The organism is Dactylosporangium sp. NPDC000521 (assembly GCF_042898305.1).
Classification (GTDB): Bacteria; Actinomycetota; Actinomycetes; order Mycobacteriales; family Micromonosporaceae; genus Dactylosporangium.
Window position 1 is genome coordinate 91,827 of record NZ_JBIAYW010000028.1, and the last position, 20,544, is coordinate 112,370.

Annotated in this window: 20 protein-coding genes, 1 tRNA gene and 1 pseudogene; 14 read left to right on the top strand and 8 right to left on the bottom strand. The window is 72.8% G+C overall.

The window, feature by feature from the left end; all coding sequences use genetic code 11:
* Window positions 1-183 precede the first annotated feature (183 nt).
* Entirely contained in the window at window positions 184-1,176 is a 993-nt protein-coding gene (locus ACFY3L_RS48080) for an ABC transporter ATP-binding protein (RefSeq protein ID WP_389340472.1), read from the bottom strand.
* A 2-nt stretch (window positions 1,177-1,178) separates the two neighbouring features.
* Between ACFY3L_RS48080 and ACFY3L_RS48085 the strand changes: the two genes are divergently transcribed.
* The 4 genes from ACFY3L_RS48085 to ACFY3L_RS48100 all read left to right on the top strand — a co-directional run bounded on the left by ACFY3L_RS48085 (window position 1,179) and on the right by ACFY3L_RS48100 (window position 5,974).
* A complete protein-coding gene (locus tag ACFY3L_RS48085; RefSeq protein ID WP_389340474.1) occupies window positions 1,179-1,862 on the top strand; it encodes an ABC transporter permease in 684 nt (227 codons plus the stop codon).
* A 174-nt stretch (window positions 1,863-2,036) separates the two neighbouring features.
* Window positions 2,037-2,726 carry an ABC transporter permease gene (locus ACFY3L_RS48090; RefSeq protein WP_389340476.1) on the top strand — a complete coding sequence of 230 codons (690 nt, stop codon included), beginning with the start codon at window positions 2,037-2,039 and terminating at the stop codon, window positions 2,724-2,726.
* Window positions 2,727-2,960: 234 nt separating this feature from the next.
* Window positions 2,961-3,935, top strand: a complete 975-nt coding sequence (locus ACFY3L_RS48095; RefSeq protein WP_389340478.1) for a glycine betaine ABC transporter substrate-binding protein — start codon at window positions 2,961-2,963, stop codon at window positions 3,933-3,935.
* Window positions 3,936-4,027: 92 nt separating this feature from the next.
* Window positions 4,028-5,974 (top strand): hypothetical protein, encoded by a 1,947-nt coding sequence (locus tag ACFY3L_RS48100; protein ID WP_389340480.1) that lies wholly within the window; start codon window positions 4,028-4,030, stop codon window positions 5,972-5,974.
* A gap of 150 nt (window positions 5,975-6,124) precedes the next feature.
* On the opposite strand, the gene ACFY3L_RS48105 is transcribed toward ACFY3L_RS48100, so the two are convergent.
* Window positions 6,125-6,197: transfer RNA gene (locus tag ACFY3L_RS48105), tRNA-Thr, on the bottom strand.
* A 137-nt stretch (window positions 6,198-6,334) separates the two neighbouring features.
* Here ACFY3L_RS48105 and ACFY3L_RS48110 point away from each other — a divergent pair.
* The gene (locus ACFY3L_RS48110; protein WP_389340521.1) at window positions 6,335-8,074 is read left to right on the top strand and encodes a metallophosphoesterase family protein; all 1,740 of its coding nucleotides are present in this window, start codon (window positions 6,335-6,337) and stop codon (window positions 8,072-8,074) included.
* Here ACFY3L_RS48110 and ACFY3L_RS48115 read toward each other — a convergent pair.
* The 6 genes from ACFY3L_RS48115 to tmk form a co-directional block, all read right to left on the bottom strand.
* The gene (locus ACFY3L_RS48115; protein WP_389340482.1) at window positions 8,071-8,640 is read right to left on the bottom strand and encodes a hypothetical protein; all 570 of its coding nucleotides are present in this window, start codon (window positions 8,638-8,640) and stop codon (window positions 8,071-8,073) included. The genes ACFY3L_RS48110 and ACFY3L_RS48115 overlap by 4 nt on opposite strands.
* Window positions 8,641-8,658: 18 nt before the next feature.
* The gene (locus tag ACFY3L_RS48120; protein WP_389340484.1) at window positions 8,659-9,354 is read right to left on the bottom strand and encodes a hypothetical protein; all 696 of its coding nucleotides are present in this window, start codon (window positions 9,352-9,354) and stop codon (window positions 8,659-8,661) included.
* Between the two features lie 305 nt (window positions 9,355-9,659).
* Window positions 9,660-9,959, bottom strand: a complete 300-nt coding sequence (locus tag ACFY3L_RS48125) for a hypothetical protein (RefSeq protein ID WP_389340486.1) — start codon at window positions 9,957-9,959, stop codon at window positions 9,660-9,662.
* A gap of 32 nt (window positions 9,960-9,991) precedes the next feature.
* Window positions 9,992-10,306, bottom strand: a complete 315-nt coding sequence (locus ACFY3L_RS48130) for a YbaB/EbfC family nucleoid-associated protein (RefSeq protein ID WP_389340488.1) — start codon at window positions 10,304-10,306, stop codon at window positions 9,992-9,994.
* Between the two features lie 82 nt (window positions 10,307-10,388).
* The gene (locus ACFY3L_RS48135; RefSeq protein ID WP_389340490.1) at window positions 10,389-11,594 is read right to left on the bottom strand and encodes a DNA polymerase III subunit delta'; all 1,206 of its coding nucleotides are present in this window, start codon (window positions 11,592-11,594) and stop codon (window positions 10,389-10,391) included.
* A gap of 483 nt (window positions 11,595-12,077) precedes the next feature.
* Window positions 12,078-14,273, bottom strand: a complete 2,196-nt coding sequence (tmk, locus tag ACFY3L_RS48140) for a dTMP kinase (RefSeq protein ID WP_389340523.1) — start codon at window positions 14,271-14,273, stop codon at window positions 12,078-12,080.
* A gap of 127 nt (window positions 14,274-14,400) precedes the next feature.
* Here tmk and ACFY3L_RS48145 point away from each other — a divergent pair, with 127 nt between their 5' ends.
* The 9 genes and pseudogenes from ACFY3L_RS48145 to ACFY3L_RS48185 form a co-directional block, all read left to right on the top strand.
* Window positions 14,401-15,609: an amino acid deaminase/aldolase gene (locus ACFY3L_RS48145; protein ID WP_389340492.1), complete on the top strand. Its 1,209-nt coding sequence runs from the start codon at window positions 14,401-14,403 to the stop codon at window positions 15,607-15,609.
* Window positions 15,610-15,625: 16 nt separating this feature from the next.
* Entirely contained in the window at window positions 15,626-16,585 is a 960-nt protein-coding gene (locus ACFY3L_RS48150; RefSeq protein ID WP_389340494.1) for an SAM-dependent methyltransferase, read from the top strand.
* A 31-nt stretch (window positions 16,586-16,616) separates the two neighbouring features.
* Window positions 16,617-16,874 carry a DUF6364 family protein gene (locus ACFY3L_RS48155; protein ID WP_389340496.1) on the top strand — a complete coding sequence of 86 codons (258 nt, stop codon included), beginning with the start codon at window positions 16,617-16,619 and terminating at the stop codon, window positions 16,872-16,874.
* Complete coding sequence (locus ACFY3L_RS48160) at window positions 16,861-17,151, top strand: type II toxin-antitoxin system PemK/MazF family toxin (RefSeq protein WP_344514163.1); 291 nt, start codon at window positions 16,861-16,863, stop codon at window positions 17,149-17,151. Before ACFY3L_RS48155 ends, ACFY3L_RS48160 begins: the two co-directional genes overlap by 14 nt.
* A 9-nt stretch (window positions 17,152-17,160) precedes the next feature.
* A complete protein-coding gene (locus tag ACFY3L_RS48165) occupies window positions 17,161-18,297 on the top strand; it encodes an NADH-quinone oxidoreductase subunit D (RefSeq protein WP_389340498.1) in 1,137 nt (378 codons plus the stop codon).
* Between the two features lie 84 nt (window positions 18,298-18,381).
* Window positions 18,382-18,534, top strand: coding sequence for a hypothetical protein (locus tag ACFY3L_RS48170; RefSeq protein WP_389340500.1), 153 nt, complete (start codon window positions 18,382-18,384; stop codon window positions 18,532-18,534).
* 209 nt (window positions 18,535-18,743) lie between these two features.
* Window positions 18,744-19,457: a GntR family transcriptional regulator gene (locus ACFY3L_RS48175; RefSeq protein ID WP_389340502.1), complete on the top strand. Its 714-nt coding sequence runs from the start codon at window positions 18,744-18,746 to the stop codon at window positions 19,455-19,457.
* Entirely contained in the window at window positions 19,454-20,320 is an 867-nt protein-coding gene (locus tag ACFY3L_RS48180) for a carbohydrate ABC transporter permease (RefSeq protein ID WP_389340504.1), read from the top strand. The genes ACFY3L_RS48175 and ACFY3L_RS48180 overlap by 4 nt, the downstream gene beginning before the upstream one ends.
* Window positions 20,317-20,544, top strand: a pseudogene (locus ACFY3L_RS48185) (carbohydrate ABC transporter permease); the annotation flags it as partial. The gene ACFY3L_RS48180 and the pseudogene ACFY3L_RS48185, both read left to right, overlap by 4 nt.

Consider the following 20,544-nt stretch of genomic DNA (forward strand, 5'->3'; position numbering starts at 1 on the left):
AAAGGGCCCGCGGCGGCAGACGCGGGCCTGGCAGGCCGAACGGCCAGCAGACCGGCACCACGGATGCGGGCCGGCAGAGCCGAAAACGCAGATGCGGGCCGGCAGAGCGACAGCGGCGGATGCGGGCCCGGGCAGGGCGACACGAACCGGCGGCGGGGGCTCCCCGTCGCCGGTTCCGCCCGGTCAGCGCGTAGTGGCGTCGATGTCGGTCAGCGCTACCCGTACATCAGCGGCAGACAACAACCCGAGCGGCTGATCGCCCTCGCGCACCACCACCGCGTCGACGCCCGCCGCCAGCATCGCGCCGAAGGCGACGCGCAGGGTCGCGTCCGCGGACACCACCGGCAGCCCGCCGGGCGCCCCCTCGATCGGGTGCAGCCGGTCGCGGGGGATCGGGGTCACCGACAGGCGCATCAGGCCACGGTCCTCGCCGATGAACTGTTCGACGAACGCGTTCGCGGGGTTGGCCAGGAGCTCCGCGGGCGTCGCGTACTGCTCCAGGTGGCCGCGATCGGACAGCACCGCGATCTTGTCGCCGAGCTTGATCGCCTCCTGCAGGTCGTGCGTGACCACGATCGTCGTCTTGCGCACGCTCTGCCGAAGGCGCAGGAACTCGTCCTGCAGCCGCCCGCGGTTGATCGGGTCGACGGCGGAGAACGGCTCGTCCATCAGCAGCACCACCGGGTCCGCGGCGAGCGCCCGGGCGAACCCGACCCGCTGCCGCTGCCCGCCCGACAGCTCGTGCGGGTAGCGGGCGGCGTACTGCTTCGGCGTCAGGCCGACGAGTTCCAGCAGCTCATCGGTACGCGCGGCGATGCGAGCCTTGTCCCAGCCGAGCATCCGAGGAACGGTGCCGACGTTGGTGCGGACCGTCTGGTGCGGGAACAGTCCCACGTTCTGGATGACGTAGCCGATCGTGCGCCGCAGCCGCACCGGGTCGGCGCGCGTCACGTCCTCGCCGCCGACCAGCACCCGGCCGCGGGTCGGCTCGATGAGCCGGTTGACCATCCTGAGCACGGTCGACTTGCCACAGCCGGAGGGGCCGATGAGGACGGTCACGTCGCCGCCGGCGATCTCCAGGCTCAGCTCCTCGACCGCCGTGGTGTTGTTCGGATACGTCTTGCCCAGCCGATCGAGGGTGATCGGCGCGCCGTCGGCCTTCGCGGTACGGTCCACGCATGTCCTTCCTGGCTCGCGGTGAGGCGGGCAATCCCTGGTTCTCCTGGAGCTATGTCCGGGACAACGCCGACACGATCCGCGACGCGCTGCTGGATCACGTGACCATCACCGTGTGGTCGGTCGCGATCGCCGTGGCCATCGCGGTGCCGCTGGCGGTGCTGGCCTACTGGGTGCGTCCCCTCGCCACGCCGATTCTGACATCAGCCAGCGTGCTTTACACGATTCCGTCTCTGGCGCTGCTGGCCTTCCTGGCGCCGTTCCTGGGCACCGGACGCACCCCCGTCGTCGTGGCGCTGGTGATGTACGCGCTGATCGTCATCATCCGCAACTCGCTCACCGGCCTGCAGCAGGTGCCCGGCGACGTGCGCGAAGCCGCCACCGCGATGGGCTACGGCCGGGGCGCCCGCCTGCTGCGCGTCGAGCTTCCCCTGGCGCTGCCCGCCATCCTGACCGGGCTGCGGCTCGCGACCGTCTCGACAGTGGCGTTGGTCACTGTCGGCGCGGCCGTCGGCTCGCAGGGCGGCCTCGGCGCGCTGATCCTCAGCGGCTTCCGCAACAACTTCTACAAGGCGCAGATCGCCACCGCCGCGCTCGTCTGCGTGCTGCTCGCCCTGGTGCTCGACCTGCTCCTGGTCGCCCTGACCCGGGCGCTCACCCCGTGGACCAGGAGGACGAAGGCATGAGCGGCCCGGAGCGAAGCGGAGGGTTGCGAATCGGGATTACAGGGTGGAGCTCAGGCCGGCGCCGGAGCGCATTGGAGGTGACGGCATGAGCGGCCCGGAGCGTAGCGGAGGGTTGCGAATCAGGATCGCAGGGTTTGGCTCAGGCCGGCGCCGGAGCGCAGTGGAGGTGACGGCATGAGCGCCATCAATGACATGGTCACCTGGTTCAACGACCCGCTGAACTGGACCAATCCCGACGGTGTGCTGGTGCGGCTCCAGGAGCACCTGGAGATCTCGTTCCTGTCGGTGCTCTTCGGCAGCCTGGTCGCCTGGCCCGTGGGAATCTGGCTCGGGCGGCGCGGCGCCGGGGCCGGCGTGGTCGTCATCCTGTCCAACATCACGCAGGCGATGCCCGTCATCGCGCTGCTGACGATCCTGTCGCTCAGCCCGCTCGGCATCGGCAAGCCGGCGGTGGTGGTCGCGCTGACCGTGTTCTGCCTGCCGCCGCTGCTCGCCAACGCGTACACCGGCATGCGCGAGATCGACGAGGAGGTCCGCGACGCGGGCAGGGGCATGGGCCTGACGGCGGCGCAGATGCTGGTGCGGGTGGAGCTGCCGCTCGCCGTGCCCTACCTCGCGACGGGCCTGCGCATCGCGACCACCCAGGTCGTCGCCACCGCCACGCTCGCGACCCTCGTCAACGGCGGCGGGCTCGGCAACATCATCTCCGCCGGCTTCGGGCTCGGCCCGGGCCGCGGCGACGCCCAGATCCTCGCCGGCGCGGTCCTCGTCGCCCTGCTCGCGCTGCTGATCGACGGGCTGATGGCCCTGGTGGAGCGCAAGATCACACCCAAGGTGCTCCGGCGGGCCGCGGGCCGGGCCTGACCGGTCCGCAGTGCCCGTCACCAGGGGTGCAGGTTTGGTCGGGGCAACCGCGGGGATCGCTCTGTGACGGGTCGTTACGAAACCGTGCCTGGGTGCGGTTGCCGATTTCCCATCGGCAGAGTTGCCTATTCAATTAGCGGGCGGGCTTCAAGCCGATAGCGCCGTCCGTCGGACACGCGGCCGGTCACAGTGATCGCGCCGGGACACGGAAGGCGGGCCATTTTGCGAACTGCCATGCGCGCCACGCTCGGGGTCCTGCTGGGCCTCGCCACCGTGGGCCTCGCGGCCTGCGGCGAGGAGGGTTCCTCGGGCACCCAGGCGCCGGCGAGTGTGAGCGGGGCCGGCTGTGCCCCGGTCGCCGGGGACAAACTCGTCCTCCTCACCGACGACAAGCAGCTGCAGCAGGCGGACAACATCATCGCCGCAGTCAACACCAAGGTCGCTGATCCGGCCCTGATCGCGGCGCTGGACAAGGTCTCCGACGCGCTCACCACGGAGAAGCTGATCCAGCTCAACAAGGCGGTCGTCGTGGACCGCAAGACGTCCAAGGTCGTGGCGGAGGACTTCGCCAAGGCCGAGAACCTCACCACCGGCATCGAGAAGGGCAAGGGCGGGGCGATCAAGATCGGCGCCGCCGACTTCGCGGAGAGCGCCACGCTCGGCGCACTCTACGAGATCGTCCTCGACGCCGCCGGTTATGACGCGACTGTCCAGACCATCGGCAAGCGCGAGGTCTACTACGGCCAGCTGACCAAGGGCGACATCCAGGTCGTCCCGGAGTACGCCGCGAGCATCACCGAGCACATCAACGGGTTGAACGGAGGCAAGGAGCCTCTTGCCTCCGGCGACGTCGACAAGACCGTCGCCGCGCTGAAGGAGATCGGCGGCAAGGCCGGGCTGTCCTTCAGCAAAGCGTCGAAGGCGGCCGACCAGAACGCGTTCGCGGTGACAACCGCGTTCGCGGAGAAGAACGGCATCAAGACGCTGAGCGAGTTCGCCGCCAAGTGCTCCGGCAAGGACACCGTCCTCGGTGGTCCGGCCGAGTGCCCGCAGCGGCCGTTCTGCCAGATCGGCCTGGAGAAGACGTACAACATCCAGGTCGGCAAGTTCGTCAGCCTCGACGCGGGCGGGCCGCAGAGCCTGGACGCGCTGAAGAAGGGCACGACCACGCTCACGCTCGTCCTCTCCTCGGACGGCTCGCTCGGCTAGCTTTCCGATACGCACGGTAGCGGCGAATGCCCGTCCTGGCCTTCCAGGGCGGGCATTTCGCTTGCCTTGAAGAGTAGGTAAGGTCTCTGCTCATGCCAGCCGCGGAGACCACCGGAGGACGGCCGAGCGCGAAGCTGCTCCAGATCCTCTTCTGGGCCGGGGTCGGCCTGGCTCCGCTGGCGGCACTGTTGCTGCTGGTGGGCAGCGGGTTCGTCCTGCAGCTCGCCGCGGTGCTGGCCGTCGGCGTCGTCGTGCTCATCGGCCTGTCCATCGCGCTGCGCCCCGACAACGACAACGTGCGCAGCGAGGTCGAGGAGGCGGTCTTCGAGGAGCTGGACACGCTCCGCGACGAGATCCGCGGCGACATCACCCACGCGGCGCGCGCCACGCACGGTCAGCTCGTCGAGCGCATCGGCGTGTTGCACGAGACCGTCGACGCGCTGCGCAACCAGGTCGACATGATGCGCGGGCAGCTGGAGCGCGCGACGCGAGCGGCGCAGCAGGCGGCCGCGCAGCACGCCGGCCCGCAGCCGATCGGCTCCGCCGCGGTCCCGCAGGGCGTGCTACGGCACACCGAAACCGTGCAGGTCACCACCAAGACGATGGTCGTCGACCCGACCGACCAGCGGCGCGACGGCACCGTGTACGGCGCCCGCCCCGTCGAGATCCCGCAGCAGCGCCGCCCAGTGTCGGAGCGTGTGCCGGAGCGGGTCTCCGACCGCGACGCCGACTGGCACGAGACCGGCCGGGTCGTGGACGGCAGCGGGCAATGGAACGACGCTCCCGAGCGTGGCGGGCGGGCGGGCGCACCCGACCGTGGCCGCGCGAGCCACGCCGACTGGTCCTCCCGCGACGGCGACGCCGGCCGGTCTGCTCGCGACGGCGACGCCGGCCGGTCCCTTCGCGATGGCGACGGCCGTGGCGAGTGGGCCGGCGACGACGATCGCGCGGACCGGGCCGATCACCGCGGCGACTGGTCCTCCCGCGACGCCTCCCGTGACGCCTCCCGCGACGGCGACGCGGTCCGGGGCGACCGCGCGGGCCGTGGCGAGTGGTCGGAGCGCGCAGAGGCGGCCGGGCGTGCGAGCCGCGCCGACCGTGGCGGGCGCGGTGACTGGGACGGCGCCGGCGAGGCCGGCCGCGGCAGGCGCGGCGAGTGGTCCGACGCCGACAGGGACCGCGACCGTGACCATGACCGCGACCGTGACTGGGACTCCGACCGGAGCCGCGGTCACCACGCCGACCGCGCCGACCGGGGCTGGGGCGCCGAGCGCGTCAGCCGTTCCGAGCGGTCGGAGCGCTCCGAGTGGACCGAGCGCAGCGAGCGGTCGGAATGGATCGAACGCACCGAGACCCCTCGCGAGGAGCCTCGCGAGGGGTCCTGGACCGAGCAGCTCCTGCGCGACCGGGCGGCGCGTGCCGACGACTCCGGTGAGGTGGTCCGCTCCGGTGGGCGCCGCCGCGCGTACGACCCCGACGACGAACCCGGCAGCGTGACCGGGGTCCGCACGACGGACCGGTGGGCCTCGGTGCACAGCGACGAGCGCGGCGGCCGGGAGGTCCGCATGGGTGAGCGCCGCGCCGCGGTGCACGCCGACGAGACCGGCACCCACGTCCGGATCGAGGACCGCTGGGCGTCCGTGCGCCACGAGGAGTACGTGCCCGGCCCCGCCGACGACGAGCCCCGCCGCGAGAGCCCCCGCAGGGCTGAGGCCCGCCGCGAGCGCGAACGCCTGCACGGCGCCGACGCGCAGTGGTCCGAGTCCAGCTACGAGGAAGCCCGCCGCGACGACACCGGCACCACCCGCTGGTCGGAGGTCCGCCGCCCGGCCATCGGCGCAGGCCAGGCCGCTCTGCCCGCGTCCCCTGCCTCCCGCTGGCAGGACCCCGTCCCCAACCGCGACGAGGAGCGCGTCTCCCGGCGCGCCCGCCACGACGACGACGATGACTACGGCTGGAACGGCTCCCGCGACGACTCCCGCGCCCGCCCCGCCCGCCAGATCGTCGACTTCGAAGGCGACGACGACCGCTGGCGCTGACCCACGGCGGTGCGGCCGGAGGCCGCGGGTGCCGGCTTCGTGGCGCGTCTTCCCGGGGCCGGTCCGACCCAGGCCTGGATTCGACGCCGGGCACTTCGCCAGCACGAAAGACGCCCCTCACCTGGAGGTGAGGGGCGTCCGCGTTGCCAGAGCCGCCTAACGGAATCGAACCGTTGACCTATTCATTACGAGTGAATCGCTCTGCCGACTGAGCTAAGGCGGCAACGATGACCAAGTGTACGGCACGCCCCCGGGGCGCGCGCGAGGGGTTATCCGAGTAACGTCCGGCGCGTGATCCCTGACGATCTGCCGGCCGCCCCCGGCGAGCTCACGGCACAGCCCGGCGACCCCATCCTGCCGATGCCCGAGGTCGGGCCGCCGGTCGCGCAGGTCGGTGACCGGCCAAATGCGCTGGACCCCGACCAGATGGGGTTCACCCCGCGGCGGGCCGTGCCGTGGCTGAGCCCGGTGCTGCTCAGCGGCACCGCGGTGCGGGTGGTGCTGGCCGACCTGTTCGGGGCGTACCTGGACAAGCGCGAGCTGCAGGACTCGATGCCGGACCGGATCATGCGCGAGGCACCCGGGTACACCGGCTTCCTCAGTGCGGAGACGGACGACGAGATCCCCGACGGGGAGCTGTGGGTCGACTACTGCGCCGACACCGGTGACGGGTTCAACGCCACCTACTCCGTGGCCTACCTGCTGGCGCAGCGGTCGCTGACGGTCGAGGGGCACGAGCTGCCCCGCGGTGAGGTGCTCGTCCTCGGCGGCGACCAGGTCTACCCGACGGCGAGCGGCCAGCAGTACGAGGACCGCTTCAAGGGCCCGTTCCGCGCCGCCTTCCCCGACCCGCCCACCGAGGGCCCCCGCCCGCGCATGTACGCGGTGCCCGGCAACCACGACTGGTACGACGGCCTGACCGCCTTCCTCCGCCTGTTCGTCCGTGGCGGCGAGGGCAAGATCGGCGGCTGGCAGACCCGCCAGTCGCGGTCGTACTTCGCGATCCAGCTGCCCAACCGGTGGTGGATCCTCGGCACGGACGTGCAGGCCGGCGCGTACATCGACGACCCGCAGCTGCGGTACTTCAACCGCGTCGCGGCCCGCCTCGGCCCCGGCGACAAGGTGATCATCTGCCCACCGGCGCCGAGCTGGGTGGAGGCGCAGGAGGACCGCAAGGCGTACGACAGCCTCGACTACTTCGTGCGGACCGTCATCGCCCCGACCGGTGCCGACGTGAAGCTGATGCTCTCGGGTGATCTGCATCACTACGCCCGGTACGAGGGGGCCGACCGCCACCTGATCACCTGCGGCGGCGGGGGCGCGTACCTGTACCCGACGCACGAGCTGCCGCAGCGGATCGAGGTGCCGCCCCGGCGCTCGCTGGTGCGCAACGCGAGCCCTTCGCAGTGGTTCGACTTCAGGGCGGCGTACCCGAGCAAGGCCCGGTCGCGCCGCCTCTCGCTCGGCGTCTTCTGGCGCGTGCCGTGGCGCAACCCCATGTTCCTCGGCCTGCTCGGCGTGCTGCAGACCCTGACGATGCTCGCCTTCGTCAACGCCGCCGACCGCGTCATCTCCGGCGCCGAGCAGCGGCTCGTCACCATCCCCGCGTTCCTGATGGTGATGATCGACGTGCTCAGCGGCTACTTCCTCGCGATGCCGGGCGTCGCCGGGAAACGCAGACCCCGGCACTGGATACTCGGCCTGGGGCACGGCGCCGCGTTCGTCGGCATCGCCGTGCTCGGCACGTGGGCGTGGCTCAACCTGCCCTTCGTCGACCAGCCGTGGCCGCTGCCGCTGCTCATCGCGATCGTGCTGTACTTCCCGCTGTCGTGCGTCGCGGGCGGTGAGCTCTTCGCCCTGTACCTGCTGATCGCCTCGAAGTTCGGCGTGAACGTCAACGAGCTGTTCGCCGGCCAGGGCATCACCGGCTACAAGGGCTTCCTCCGGATGCGGTTCGGCGCCGACGGCACCCTCACGATCTACCCCATCGGGGTGGACCGCACCGCCCGCCGCTGGGACCCGCAGCCGACCGGCTCCTGGTTCGCCCCGCGCAAGCCGATGGCCCTGCGTCTCATGGAGCCGCCGATCGAGCTGTCCTAGCCGCCGAGGTACGCCAGCAGCCCCACCTCGGGCGCGAGCACACCGGGCTGCCCGAGCGCGCGGAGCTCCTCGGCGACGGCGGCCCGGTCCAGCACGCCGCTGCGGGCCGCCTGGTAGCGCACGATCGAGTACAGGAACACGTCGAGGTTGTCGAACTGCGTGTGCCCCTCGATGACCTGCTCCTCGTGGAACCAGACGGCGATCCTGCCGTTGGTCAGCATCACGTACAGGTTGCCGCCGCCGTCGGCCGCGATCGACCACACGTCGTCGTCGGTGAGCCGGGTCGCGTAGTCCGAGTCGAGGATCTCGCACTCGTTACCGGCGAAGTCGAACCCGTACGAATACTCCGACACGTCGACGACCCACGGCAGCGTCCCGGACCGCACCCGCCGGTCGAACGCCGCGAGTGCCGCGGCGGCATCCCGCGGGAGCCGCGCCAGGAACGGCTCCACCGGCCGGGTGCCCGCCGGGACCTCGACCGGCGGCCGGTCCGGGAACCAGCGGGCCAGGTCGCCCTCGAAGCCGTCGTCGCCGTATCCGGAGAGCTGCTCGACCGTGGCCGACATGCGGCGATCGTACTGCCCTCACAACGCGACCCTGGTGGTCGGTGCCGCGCCCCCGGCGGGCCCGGCCCCGGGCTCGCTGTAGCGCAGCTCGGCCAGGTCGGGCGCCCGACGCGCCATCAGCTCGTGCGCCTCGGCGAACGCGTCCGCGGCCGGCCGCAGCACCCGCACCGCGATCCTCGCCGCCGCCTCCACCACGGCCGCCGCCGGTGGCTCGTCCCCCCGCGCCGGCTGGTTCGACTGCCGCAGGACGACGGCCTCCGCCGAGCCCACGACCCGGGCGACCGCCTCAGCGAGCTCGGCCCGCAGCGCGTCACACCAGTCGGCGAGCGCGTCGGCGTAGGCCGCCGTGGCGCGCAGCCTGCCGGTGACGGTGCCCGGATCGCTGCCGTCGCCGATGTACGAGGCGAGCGCCCCCCACCGCACCGCGAACGCCTCGGCTCCCGCCCCTTCCCACACCCCGGCCAGGTCCACGGTGAGCTTGCCCTGCCGCCGCGCGAACCGGTCGGCGTCGGCCCGCAGCTGTGCACCGGCCACCCGCAGCGGCTCGGCCCTGACCTTGAGCCCGAACTCCAGCACGTCCCCGGGCAGCGCCCCGACCTGCCGCAGCAGCTCCCAGACCGGATCCCCGGCCGGCGCACCCCCGGCGATCAGCACCCCGTCGACCCGGCGCAGCAGGTCACCCCCGACCCCCGCCAACCGCTCAAGCGCGTCCATCATCGCCTCCCCAGCCTTCCGGCACCGCACCCACAGCGCGGCGCCCGCCCGGCCCGCCCGGCGCGGCCCTCCGGCCCACGGACCGGCTGGTCCCCGGGCAGGTCGGAGATGCGGTCACCCGGAGCATGCGGTGTCCCGACGCTGGTGGCAGGGGCCGTCCAGCAGCATCGCGCCCACGGCACGGCGAGACCTGGGCCCGGCCACGGCGCCTGCGGCACGGCGAGACCTCGGCCCGGCCGGTGAGGCGCGCCTGCCTGCGGGCCGGCTGGTCGCCGGGCGGGTCGGAGGTGCGCCGGCGCGGAGCATCAGGTGTCCCGGTGCTGGTGGCGGGCGTCGTGGTCGACGGCACGGTAGGACCGGGCGGCCTGGCGGAGTGCTTCGGCGGTCTCGGCGAGGCGGGCGCCGTGGGTCGAGGCCTCCCGGCCGCGGGCGGTCAGGGCCGTGGTCAGCGTGCGGTGCAGGGCCCGGCCGAGCTCGCCGGGGCCGCCCGGGGCGTCACCGCCGAGCGGGCCGGAGCCGGGGTCGATGAGCGCCGTCGTGGTACTGGTGGCGGCCAGCTCGTCGCCGGTGGCGTCGAGCCGGTTGGCCAGGTCGTCGAGTCGCATGCAGTCCCCCCGCTGGGTCGACGGTGTGCTGGTCAGGCCAGGGAGCGGTAGTCGCCGAACGTCTCGGCGTGCAGCTTCTTCCTCGCCCAGGCGGCGGCGTCGGTGGCGGCGGTGACGGCCGCGCGGACCGAGCGGGACACCTCGGCGCCCGTCTGCCCCCGCAGGTGGTCGATCCGCACGTCGCGGATCGTGCCGTCGGCGGTGACCACCACCTCGACCAGGCCGTCGGGCGAGCGCACGCTCACCTCGACGGTCGTGACCGCCTTGTCGAACTCGGCGAGCAGCCCTTCGATGCGGCGGTAGCGCTCCACCGCCTCCTCGATCCACGCCTCGTCGATCTCGCGCATGTCGGCCCCTCCCCGCTGTGACCGTACGGCACCAGCGAGTGACAGGAAACCCCGAACTCTGGCCTGTGGATAACCTGGCGCCTCAGCCCCGCCACAGGGCGAGCATCATCGCCTCGACGGCGATGCGGGGCTTGACGTTGGCCTCGATGGCGACGCGGCACTCCAGGACCGACTCCAGCCGGCGCAGCGTGCTCTCCGGCGCCCACTTCTGCGCGGCGGCCCCGGCGAGCTCGTCGGTGTCGCCGTGCACGGGCTCGACCGCCGCGTCGAACGTGTGCACCAGCACGTCCCGGTAGAACCCGGCGAGATCCACCAGCGCCCGGTCGAGCGCGTCGCGCTGGGCCCTGGTGGCGCGGGACTTCTGCCGCCGTTCGAGGTCCTTGAGCTGCCCGGCCGACCCGCGGGCCGCTCCGGCGGCGCCCTTGCCGGTGCCGCCGGCGCCGAGCGCGGTCTCCAGCGCCGCCCGCTCGGCCGCGTCGGTTTCCAGAACGGATGCGGCCGCCTCCGCCTCGGCGGCCTCGATCAGCGCCGCGGCCGCGTCGAACGCCGCCCCGATGCCCGTCAGCCGCCGCGGCACGGCGAGCACCGCCTCGCGCCGGGCGCGGGCCTGCGGGTCCCGGGCCAGCCGCCGGGCCCGCCCGACGTGCCCCTGCGCCGCGGCCGCCGCCCACGCCGCGGTCTGCTCGTCCAGCCCGTCCCGCCGCCGCAGCAGCGCGGCGATCGCCTCGGCCGGCGGCTGCCGCAGCGGCACGACCCTGCACCTGGACCGGATCGTGACCGAGATGTCGTCCGGATGGGTGCTGGGCGTGCACAGCAGGAACACGGTCCGCGGCGGCGGCTCCTCGATCGCCTTCAGCAACGCGTTGCCCGCCGCCTCGGTCAACCGGTCCGCGTCCTCGACCAGCAGCACCTGCCAGCGCCCCTGCGTCGGCGAGCTGGCCGCCCGCAACACGAGCGCCCGCATCTCACCGACCGCGATCGACAGCCCCTCCGGCACCACGAACCGCACATCGGCGTGCGTGCCACCGAGGGTCGTGTGGCAGGCCGTACACACGCCGCAACCGCCATCGGGACACTGCAACGCCGCCGCGAAGATGCGCGCGGCCACCGACCTGCCCGACCCGGGCGGCCCGGTGAAGAGCCACGCGTGCGTCATGCCCGCCTCGGGCACATCCCCCCGGACGATCGCCCCCGCTGCCGCGACAGCTCTGCTCAGCGTCGCGACCGCGTCATCCTGCCCGACCAGCTCCGCGAAGATCGGCGGAGCCGTGCTGACCTCAGGCCTCATACCCCCGCCTCCCACCGACCGCCGGAGCGATCTCCCGCCGCACCACCAGACCGCAGGCGACCACCCAGCAGCTCATCGCCCGCCACCCCGCCGCCCGGACGAGCGACGCCCGGCGGACGGCGTGTGGCAGAAGGGCCCGCGCCCGCCACTCAGGAAACCTCGGCCAGGTCGATCGACGCGGCGCACCGGCGCACGACACACGACCGCTCCGCACAGCGGTCCTGACCACACTGTCCGGGAACCTGTCAGCCCCCGCGCCGACGCGCAGCGCACCGCCGTCCGGAGGACGCTCGCACTGCCTGCCGACGCCCAGCACACCGGCGCCCTGCACGTCAGACCTCAGCGGGGCGGCGCCAGGAATGCCGGCGCCCGGCAGAGGGCGGCGCATGCCGGCGCTCGAACGAACGTCGCCCGCGCCGGCGTCCGGGGCGCCGAGCGCCCGGAGGACGGCGGTCAGGGAGCGGGGCGGGGCGGCGTCGGGGGTCATACCCGGGTCTCCCGGCCTCCGTCGGGGGCGTCCTTGTCCAGGTCGGCGGGCGGGATCCCGGTGAGCTCGTCGCCGGTGAGGATGGTGACGGTCTCGGCGACGTCCTCGAGGGCCTCTTCGACGGCCTCCTCCAGGTCGAACTCCTGCTCGGGGGGCAGCAGGTGCCGGACCCGCTGCAGGACGCCGGCGGCCAGGGCCTCCGGCGGCATGGAGGCGTCGAGGACCAGGTAGCGGCTCGGGTCGGCGGCGGCCAGGTCGAGGAACGCGTAGCGGACCCGCTCGTGGAAGGCGAGCGACTCGCTCTCCAGCCGGTCCGCGTCGCCGCGGCGGCCGGCCCGGGCGAGGCCGATCGAGGGCTCCAGGTCGAGCAGGACCACCAGGTCGGGCTTGAGCCCGCCGGTCGCCCACTTCGACAGCCAGGAGACCTCGTCGACCGGAAGGGTGCGGCCGGCCCCCTGGTAGGCCAGGGACGAGTCGACGTAACGGTCGCTGACGACGACGGCGCCGCGGGTGAGCGCGGGACGGACGACGGAGGCGACGTGGTGGGCGCGGTCGGCGGCGTAGAGCAGCGCCTCCGCGCGGGGCGTGACGACCTCGCCGGTGACGTCCGGCGGGTCGAGCACGAGGCTGCGGATCCGCGCGCCGAGCGCGGTGGCGCCCGGCTCCCGGGTGACGACGACGTCGCGGCCGAGCTTCCGCAGCGCCTCGGCGAGGTGCTTGACCTGGGTGGACTTGCCGGCGCCCTCGCCGCCCTCGAAGACGATGAAGAGCCCGCTGACGGCCATAGGCTCGTCGGGGCTGAGCGGGCGGCCGCGGATCGAGCCGAGCACGTCGGCCAGGAGCGGCACGCCCTTCTTGTCGTCCATCTGGCGCAGCGCGATGATGCCGGCCATGACGCCCAGGACGCCGGCGATCGCGAGCAGCGGCCGGGTGCTGGAGATCTGCACCTCGGCGAAGCCGAGGTCGAGCAGGCGCGACCCGCCGGCGCCGACGATGACGCTGGACAGCGAGATGGTGAGCATGAGCACGACGCGGGTGCCGGTCTGCACGAAGGCGAACGCCCGGCCGCGCATGTCGTCGGACACCTCGCTGCCGAGCAGCGTGGTGCCGGACAGGAACGCCATGCCCGCGCCGACACCGACCAGCAGCGCGCCGGCGACGGCGACCACGAGGTGGGTGGCGAGGGCCAGGATGAGCACCGAGCCCGCGGCCAGGATGATCGACAGTCCGAACCAGCGGCGCCGGGACAGCGCGCCGACGATCCGCGGGCCGGCCGCGATGCCGATCCCGAGACCGAGGAAGAGCGTCGCGAAGAGCAGGGCGAAGGCGGCGTCACCGGCGCTGAGCGACACGGCGTAGAACTTCGCGGTGCCGACGACCACGCCACCGCCGGCGAACGCGCCGAAGATGCCCAGCACCAGGCCGCGGACCAGCGGGGTGCGCCGGACGAACGCCCAGCCCTGCACGAACTCCTTGAGCATCCCCGGCTTGCGCTCGACGGCGGCGGTGCGCCGGCCGCTGATCTCCTTGATGCCGAAGAACACGGTGAGGGCGGTGGCCAGGAACGTCAGCGCGTTGAACCACAGCGCGAAGTCGCTCGCCTCGGCGCCCTTCGGGCGGCCCTCGGCGCCGAACACGGCGACGACCAGCTGCTCCATGCCGATGAGCACGAGCCCGGCGAGCACGGGCGTGATGCCATAGGTGGTGGCGAGCGTCAGCTGGTTGGCCGTCTCGAGCCGGGCGCGGGGCAGCAGGTTGGGCACCGCGGCTTCCTTCGCCGGGGTCCAGATCATCGCGGTGGTCTCGATGATGAACGTGGCGATCGCGGTCCAGGCGATCACGAGCGCGCTGTCGTCGAGGAGCAGCGCGGACGCCGGGATCGAGGCGAAGAACAGGAAGCGGACCAGGTCGCAGGCGACCATCGTGTAGCGCCGGTCGAACCGGTCGGCGAAGACCCCCGCCACCGGCCCGAGGATCAGCGCCGGCAGCAGGCGCACGGCGATGACCGAGCCGAACGCCGCACCCTGGGCCGCCGAGTTGGACACCTGCGAGGCGGCGAACGTCGCCGCGGCGAGGAGGCCGAGCCAGTCGCCCAGGGACGAGAGCCCCAGGACGGCCCACAGCCGGCGGAACGCCCGGATGCGCAGGACCGCCTTGAGCTCCCCGAAGCCGGACAGGTCGCTGCTCGCGATGGCGGCACCTCCTCAATAGGACGCTTACTGTAACCACGCTACCGGCCGCCAGGTGTCGACAAGGTGTCGGCCGACGCGCGGGATGCGAGGTTCTTTCATATTCATCGCCGACTCGGTACGGTGAGTCGTGACCAGCTCACGTGCCGCCCAGCGGGCCCGCTACGACCGGGCGACCGCGGATCTCGACCCGCCGTTCGCGATCGTCGACCTTGATGCGTTCGACGCCAACAGTGCCGCGATGCTCGGCCGCGCCGCCGGCAAGCCACTGCGGATGCCCAGCAAGTCGGTGCGGGTCCGCGCCCTGATGGACCGGGCCCTCGCCCAGCCGGGGTGGCAGGGCATCATGGCGTACACCCTGCCGGAGGCCATCTGGCTGGCCGGGCAGGGCACGTCCGGCGACATCCTGGTGGCGTACCCGACGGCGGACCGCGCCGCGCTGCACCGGCTCGCCACCGACGAGAAGCTCGCCGCGACCGTCACGATCATGGTCGACAGCACCGCCCAGCTCGACCTGGTCGACGCGGTCGTCCCGGCCGGCGAGCGGGCCGGCGCCGTGCGCGTCTGCATCGACCTCGACGCCTCCTGGCGGCCCACGAAGAGCGTGCACATCGGGGTGCGCCGCTCCCCGGTCCACAGCGCCCGCCAGGCCGGTGACCTCGCCGCCGCGATCGCCGGCCGGGCGGGATTCCGGCTGGTGGGGCTCATGTCGTACGAGGCGCAGATCGCCGGCCTGGGCGACGCGCCACCCGGCCGCCCGGTGCGCGGGGCGCTGATCCGCATGATCCAGTCGCGCTCGTTCCCGGAGCTGCTCGCCCGGCGGGCCGCGGTCGTCGCCGAGGTGCGCCGCCACGCCGACCTCGAGTTCGTCAACGGCGGCGGCACCGGCAGCGTCCAGGCCACCGCGCAGGACCCCTCGGTGACCGAGGTCGCCGCCGGGTCGGGCCTGTTCGGACCGTGGCTGTTCGACTCGTACCGCCGCTGGCGCCCCCAACCGGCGGCGTTCTTCGCCCTGTCGGTCGTGCGCAGGCCGAACCAGCAGGTCGCGACCGTCCTCGGGGGCGGCTGGATCGCCTCCGGGGAGACCTCGCCGGCCCGCCAGCCGCAGCCGTGGCTGCCGGAGGGCCTCAAGCTGATCGGCACCGAGGGCGCGGGCGAGGTGCAGACCCCGCTCGTCGGCCGCGGCGCGGCCGGCCTGCGCCTCGGCGAGCGCGTCTACTTCCGCCACGCCAAGGCCGGCGAGCTGTGCGAGCACGTCAACGAGGTGCACCTCGTCTCCGGCGACACGATCGTCGACACGGTGCCGACGTACCGGGGAGAAGGCAAAGTGTTCCTGTGAGACCAGGGGAGGTGGCGTGAGCGAGCGGTGGCGGGCGGCGATGGAGCGGGCGCTCTACGGCGACGACGGGTTCTTCCGCCGCCCGGGCCCTGGCAGCGGTCCAGCGCGGCACTTCAGGACCAGCGCGCACGCGTCGCCGCTCTTCGCCGGGGCGATCGCCACGCTGCTGGAGCGCGTCGACGAGGCCCTCGACCAGCCCGCCCGGCTCGACCTCGTCGACGTCGGTGCCGGCCGCGGCGAGCTGCTGCGCGGTATCCTCGCCGCCCTGCCGCCCGCGGTCGCCGCCCGGGTCGCGGCCGTCGGCGTCGAGGTCGCGCCCCGCCCCGAGGACCTGCCCGACCCGATCGGGTGGACCTCCGCCATCCCCTCCGGCATCACCGGCCTGCTGGTGGCGACCGAATGGCTGGACAACATCCCCGTCGAGATCGTGGAGCTCGATTCGTCGTCGCGGCCACGGTACTGGTGCAGCACCGCCGACGGCACCGTCACGCTCGACGAGTCGCCGCTGGAACCCCGTGACGCTCGTTGGCTGGCCGACTGGTGGCCCCTCGCGGGGTTACCGGAGGGTGCCCGGGCCGAGGTGGGCGCCCCGCGCGACGAGGCCTGGGCGGCGGCCACCGCGAGCCTGGCCCGCGGCATGGCGCTCGCCGTCGACTACGGGCACGTCGCCGGGGACCGCCCGCTGTTCGGCACGCTCACCGGCTTCCGGGACGGCCGGGAGACCGCCCCTGTGCCGGACGGATCGTGCGACCTGACGATCGCCGTGGCGTTGGACTCGCTGCGCGTACACCACCTGCTGACGACACAACGAGAGGCATTGCGCCTGCTCGGGGTGGACAGCCGGCGCCCGCCGCTGGCGCTCGCCTCGACCGACCCGGCCGGCTACGTGCGGGCGCTGGCGCGGGCCGGGGAGGCGGCCGAGCTGACCGACCCCGCCGGCCTCGGCGGCCATCATTGGGTCATGTACTGGGTATGAACATCGGTCATACCGGAGGTACGCTGGGGGCATGACGGCCAAGGTGACGTTGTCGTTCTCCGACCAGACCATCGCCGACGCCCGGCACTGGGCCGAGCGCGACGGCGTGTCGCTCAGCGCGTGGATCGACCGCGCCGCGCAGGAGCGCGCGCTGCGCGAGATCTTCACCGCGCACGCCGAGGCGGTGCGCCGCGCCAAGCCCGACCTGGAGCGCGCCGCGCTCGCCGACGAGGAAGAGATCGCCATGGTCGACGCGGCGCTGTTCAGCGGGCGCCGTGCGGCGCGGTGAGGTCTGGCTGATCAAGGGCGCCCGCGAGCGCCTCGGTCTGATCATCAGCTCCGACGTCTTCAACGGCACCGACGTGCCCGTCGTCATCGTCGCGGAGGTCACCGACCAGGAGGAGCTGCGCGACTCGCCGCTCGCCGTCGAGCTCGACGACCTGGTCGTCATGCCCGACCGGATCTCCTCGCCGCTGAAGCGCTGGTTCGTCGAGCGGGTCGCCGTCGCCGACACCGCCACCATGCACAACGTCTCGCGCGCGCTGCGCATCCTGCAGGACCTCTAGGCTTGGCTTATGACCTCCGAGTTGACGGTCGGCACCGGGACAGGCCTCGACACCGCCGACATGGTGCTCAACATCGGCCCCCAGCACCCCTCCACCCACGGCGTGCTGCGGCTGAAGCTCGTCCTCGACGGCGAGCGGGTCCTGAGCGCCGAGCCGATCATCGGCTACATGCACCGCGGCGCGGAGAAGCTCTTCGAGGTCCGTGACTACCGGCAGATCATCATGCTGGCCAACCGGCACGACTGGCTGTCGGCGTTCTGCAACGAGCTCGGCGTCGCCCTCGCCGTCGAGCGCCTCATGGGCATCGAGGTCCCCGAGCGCGCCACCTGGCTGCGCACCGCCCTCGCCGAGCTCAACCGGGTCCTCAACCACCTGATGTTCCTCGGCTCGTACCCTCTGGAGATCGGCGCGATCACGCCGGTCTTCTACGCCTTCCGCGAGCGCGAGACCATCCAGGCCGTGCTCGAGGAGGCGTCCGGCGGGCGGATGCACTACATGTACAACCGCGTCGGCGGCCTCAAGGAGGAGGTCCCGGCCGGCTGGACCACCCGCGCCCGCGAGGCGATCGACCAGGTCCGCCGCCGCATGCCTGACCTGGACAACCTGATCCGCCGCAACGAGATCTTCCTCGCCCGCACCGTCGGCGTCGGCGTGCTGTCCGCCGCGGACGCCGCCGCGTTCGGCGCCTCCGGCCCGGTCGCCCGCGCCTCCGGCCTCGACTTCGACCTGCGCCGCGACGAGCCGTACCTGGCCTACGGCGCCCTGGACGTCCCCGTCGTCACCCGCACCACCGGCGACTGCCACGCCCGCTTCGAGGTGCTCCTGGACCAGGTGTACGCCTCGCTGGACCTGGCGCAGGCGTGCCTCGACGAGGTCGACAAGCTCACCGGCCCCGTCAACGTCCGCCTGCCGAAGGTCGTGAAGGCGCCCGAGGGCCACACCTACGCCTGGACCGAGAACCCGCTCGGCATCAACGGCTACTACCTGGTCTCCCGCGGCGAGAAGACCCCGTGGCGCCTGAAGCTGCGCACCGCGTCCTACTCCAACGTCCAGGCCCTGTCGAAGCTCCTGCCGGGCACCCTGGTCCCCGACCTGATCGCCATCCTCGGCTCGATGTTCTTCGTCGTCGGCGACGTCGACAAGTAACGGCCCTGTTGCCCAGCGGGCAGCGCTGGGCCGGGGTGGGCTAGTTGCCGCAAGGCCTGCGACCGCGCTGGTGAGGCGATCACCTTGATCCACCGGGCGGACGGGCGGCTCGACCGGGCGATCGAGCAGTTGGAGGTCGTTGTCGAGCTCGACCGGCAGATCGGCCACCCGGACTTCGCCGCCGGCACCGCCATGCTCGAACAGGTACGCCGAGAACGAGCACGGACCCAAGGCTGAACACGGCGCCGCGGACGCCCCTCACCCACCGGTGAGGGGCGTTTTCCGTGCCGGCCGAGGCCTGTTCAGATGCCGCCGGATTGCGAAGCGGGAAGCCGTCCCTCGTCTTCCTCGGCGGCTCTTGTGCGTCGATGGTTCCCGTGCCACACTCCTGATTCAGTAGATGGTCGATCGTATACGGTCGACGGTGAACAGGGGAGATGCCTGACATGGCAGACGCGTTCGACAGGCCGCTCGGTGGGTTCCAGACCAAGGCGGACCTCGTGTACGAGCGGCTGCGCGACGCGATCCTCAGCGGCGAGCTGCGCCCCGGCGAGCGGGTCAACATCGACGCGCTGTCGCGGCAGTTCGGCATCAGCAAGATCCCGCTGCGGGAGGCGATCCAGCGGCTCACCGGCCAGGGTCTCGTGGTGCAGCCCAACCCGCACGCGGGCGCGCACGTGGCACCCCTGTCGCTGCGCGAGATGCGCGGCGTCTACCTGGCCCGTGGCGCGCTCGAAGGGCTCAGCGCCCGGGTCGCCGCCGCGGTCATCACCGACGCCGAGCTCGACGAGCTGGAGGAGCTGCACGCGCAGATGCAGTTCCAGCACCAGCGCGGCAAGCTCACCCCGATGTCGGGGCTCAACCGGCAGTTCCACACCGGCATCGCCACCGCCACCCGCTACGCGACGCTCCGCGAGCTGACCGACCTCGCCCTGCTGCGGGTGCAGCACTACCGCGTCGGCGTCCGCGTCGAGCCGGCCTGGGGGCAGGTCATCACCGAGCACGAGGCGATCCTCGGCGCGCTGCGGCGAAGGGACCCCGACGGCGCCGAGCGCGCGGCCCGCGACCACGTCGAGTGGCAGCTGGGCGTGGAGCTCGCGGCGCAGCTCGACCCGGAGCTGATCGACCTCGACGACGACCACCCGAGCGTGATGACATGAGGGACCGCACCTTCGGCCTGCTGCTGACCCTCCCCGCGCTGGCGTTGCTGAGCGCCGTGGTGCTGTACCCGCTGGTCGGTTCGCTGACCACCAGCCTGTTCGACCAGAGCCTGGTGCTGCCGGGGCGCTCGTTCGCCGGCCTGGCCAACTTCGAGGCGGTGCTCGGGCGGCAGTTCTGGCCGACGCTGCGCAACACGCTCGTCTTCACCGTCGGCGCCACCGCGGCGCCGGTCGCCATCGGCATGGCCCTCGCCCTGGCGCTCAACACGCGACTCAAGGGTCGGGCGGTGCTGCGCGGGCTGTTCCTGCTGCCGTGGGTGATCCCCGGCGTCGTCGTGTCGTTCGTCTGGCTCTGGATCTTCAACGCCAACTACGGCCTGCTCAACGGGCTCCTCACGAGCATGCACCTGATCGACGAGCCGATCGTCTGGCTCGGCAGCCCGGGCACCGCGATGGCCGCCGTCATCGTGGCGAAGACCTGGGCGAGCTTCCCGTGGATCATGGTGATGCTGCTCGCCGGGCTGCAGACCGTCCCGGCGGCGCTGCACGAGGCCGCGGCGCTCGACGGCGCCGGAGCGGTCAACCGGTTCTGGCACGTGACGCTGCCGCACCTGCGCGGGATCCTCGGCATCGTCGTGCTGCTGGAGGTCATCTGGAACCTGCAGCACTTCGACATGATCTACGTGCTGACGCACGGCGGCCCGGCCGGCTCCACGACGACGTTCGCGGTCGCCGTCTACGACACCGCGTTCAAGGCCTTCGACCTCGGCCAGGCGAGCGCGCTCGGTGCCCTGTGGCTGGTGCTCATCCTCGGCCTGACGGTCGTCTACGTCCGGCTTTCGGAGCGGGGTGAGCCGACGTGAGACGGACGACCGTGGCGCTCGTCGGGATCTTCGCGTTCGGCCCGGTCTACTGGGTGCTCGTCACGGCGCTGACCCCCACGCAGGAGGTGTTCCGGTTCCCGCCGCGACTCTTCCCGGAGCACCTCACCGTCGAGCACTTCACCGCCATCCTCGACAACGCGAAGCTCCTGCGGTACCTCACCAACAGCCTCATCGTGTCCACCGTGACCGCCGTGCTCACGGTC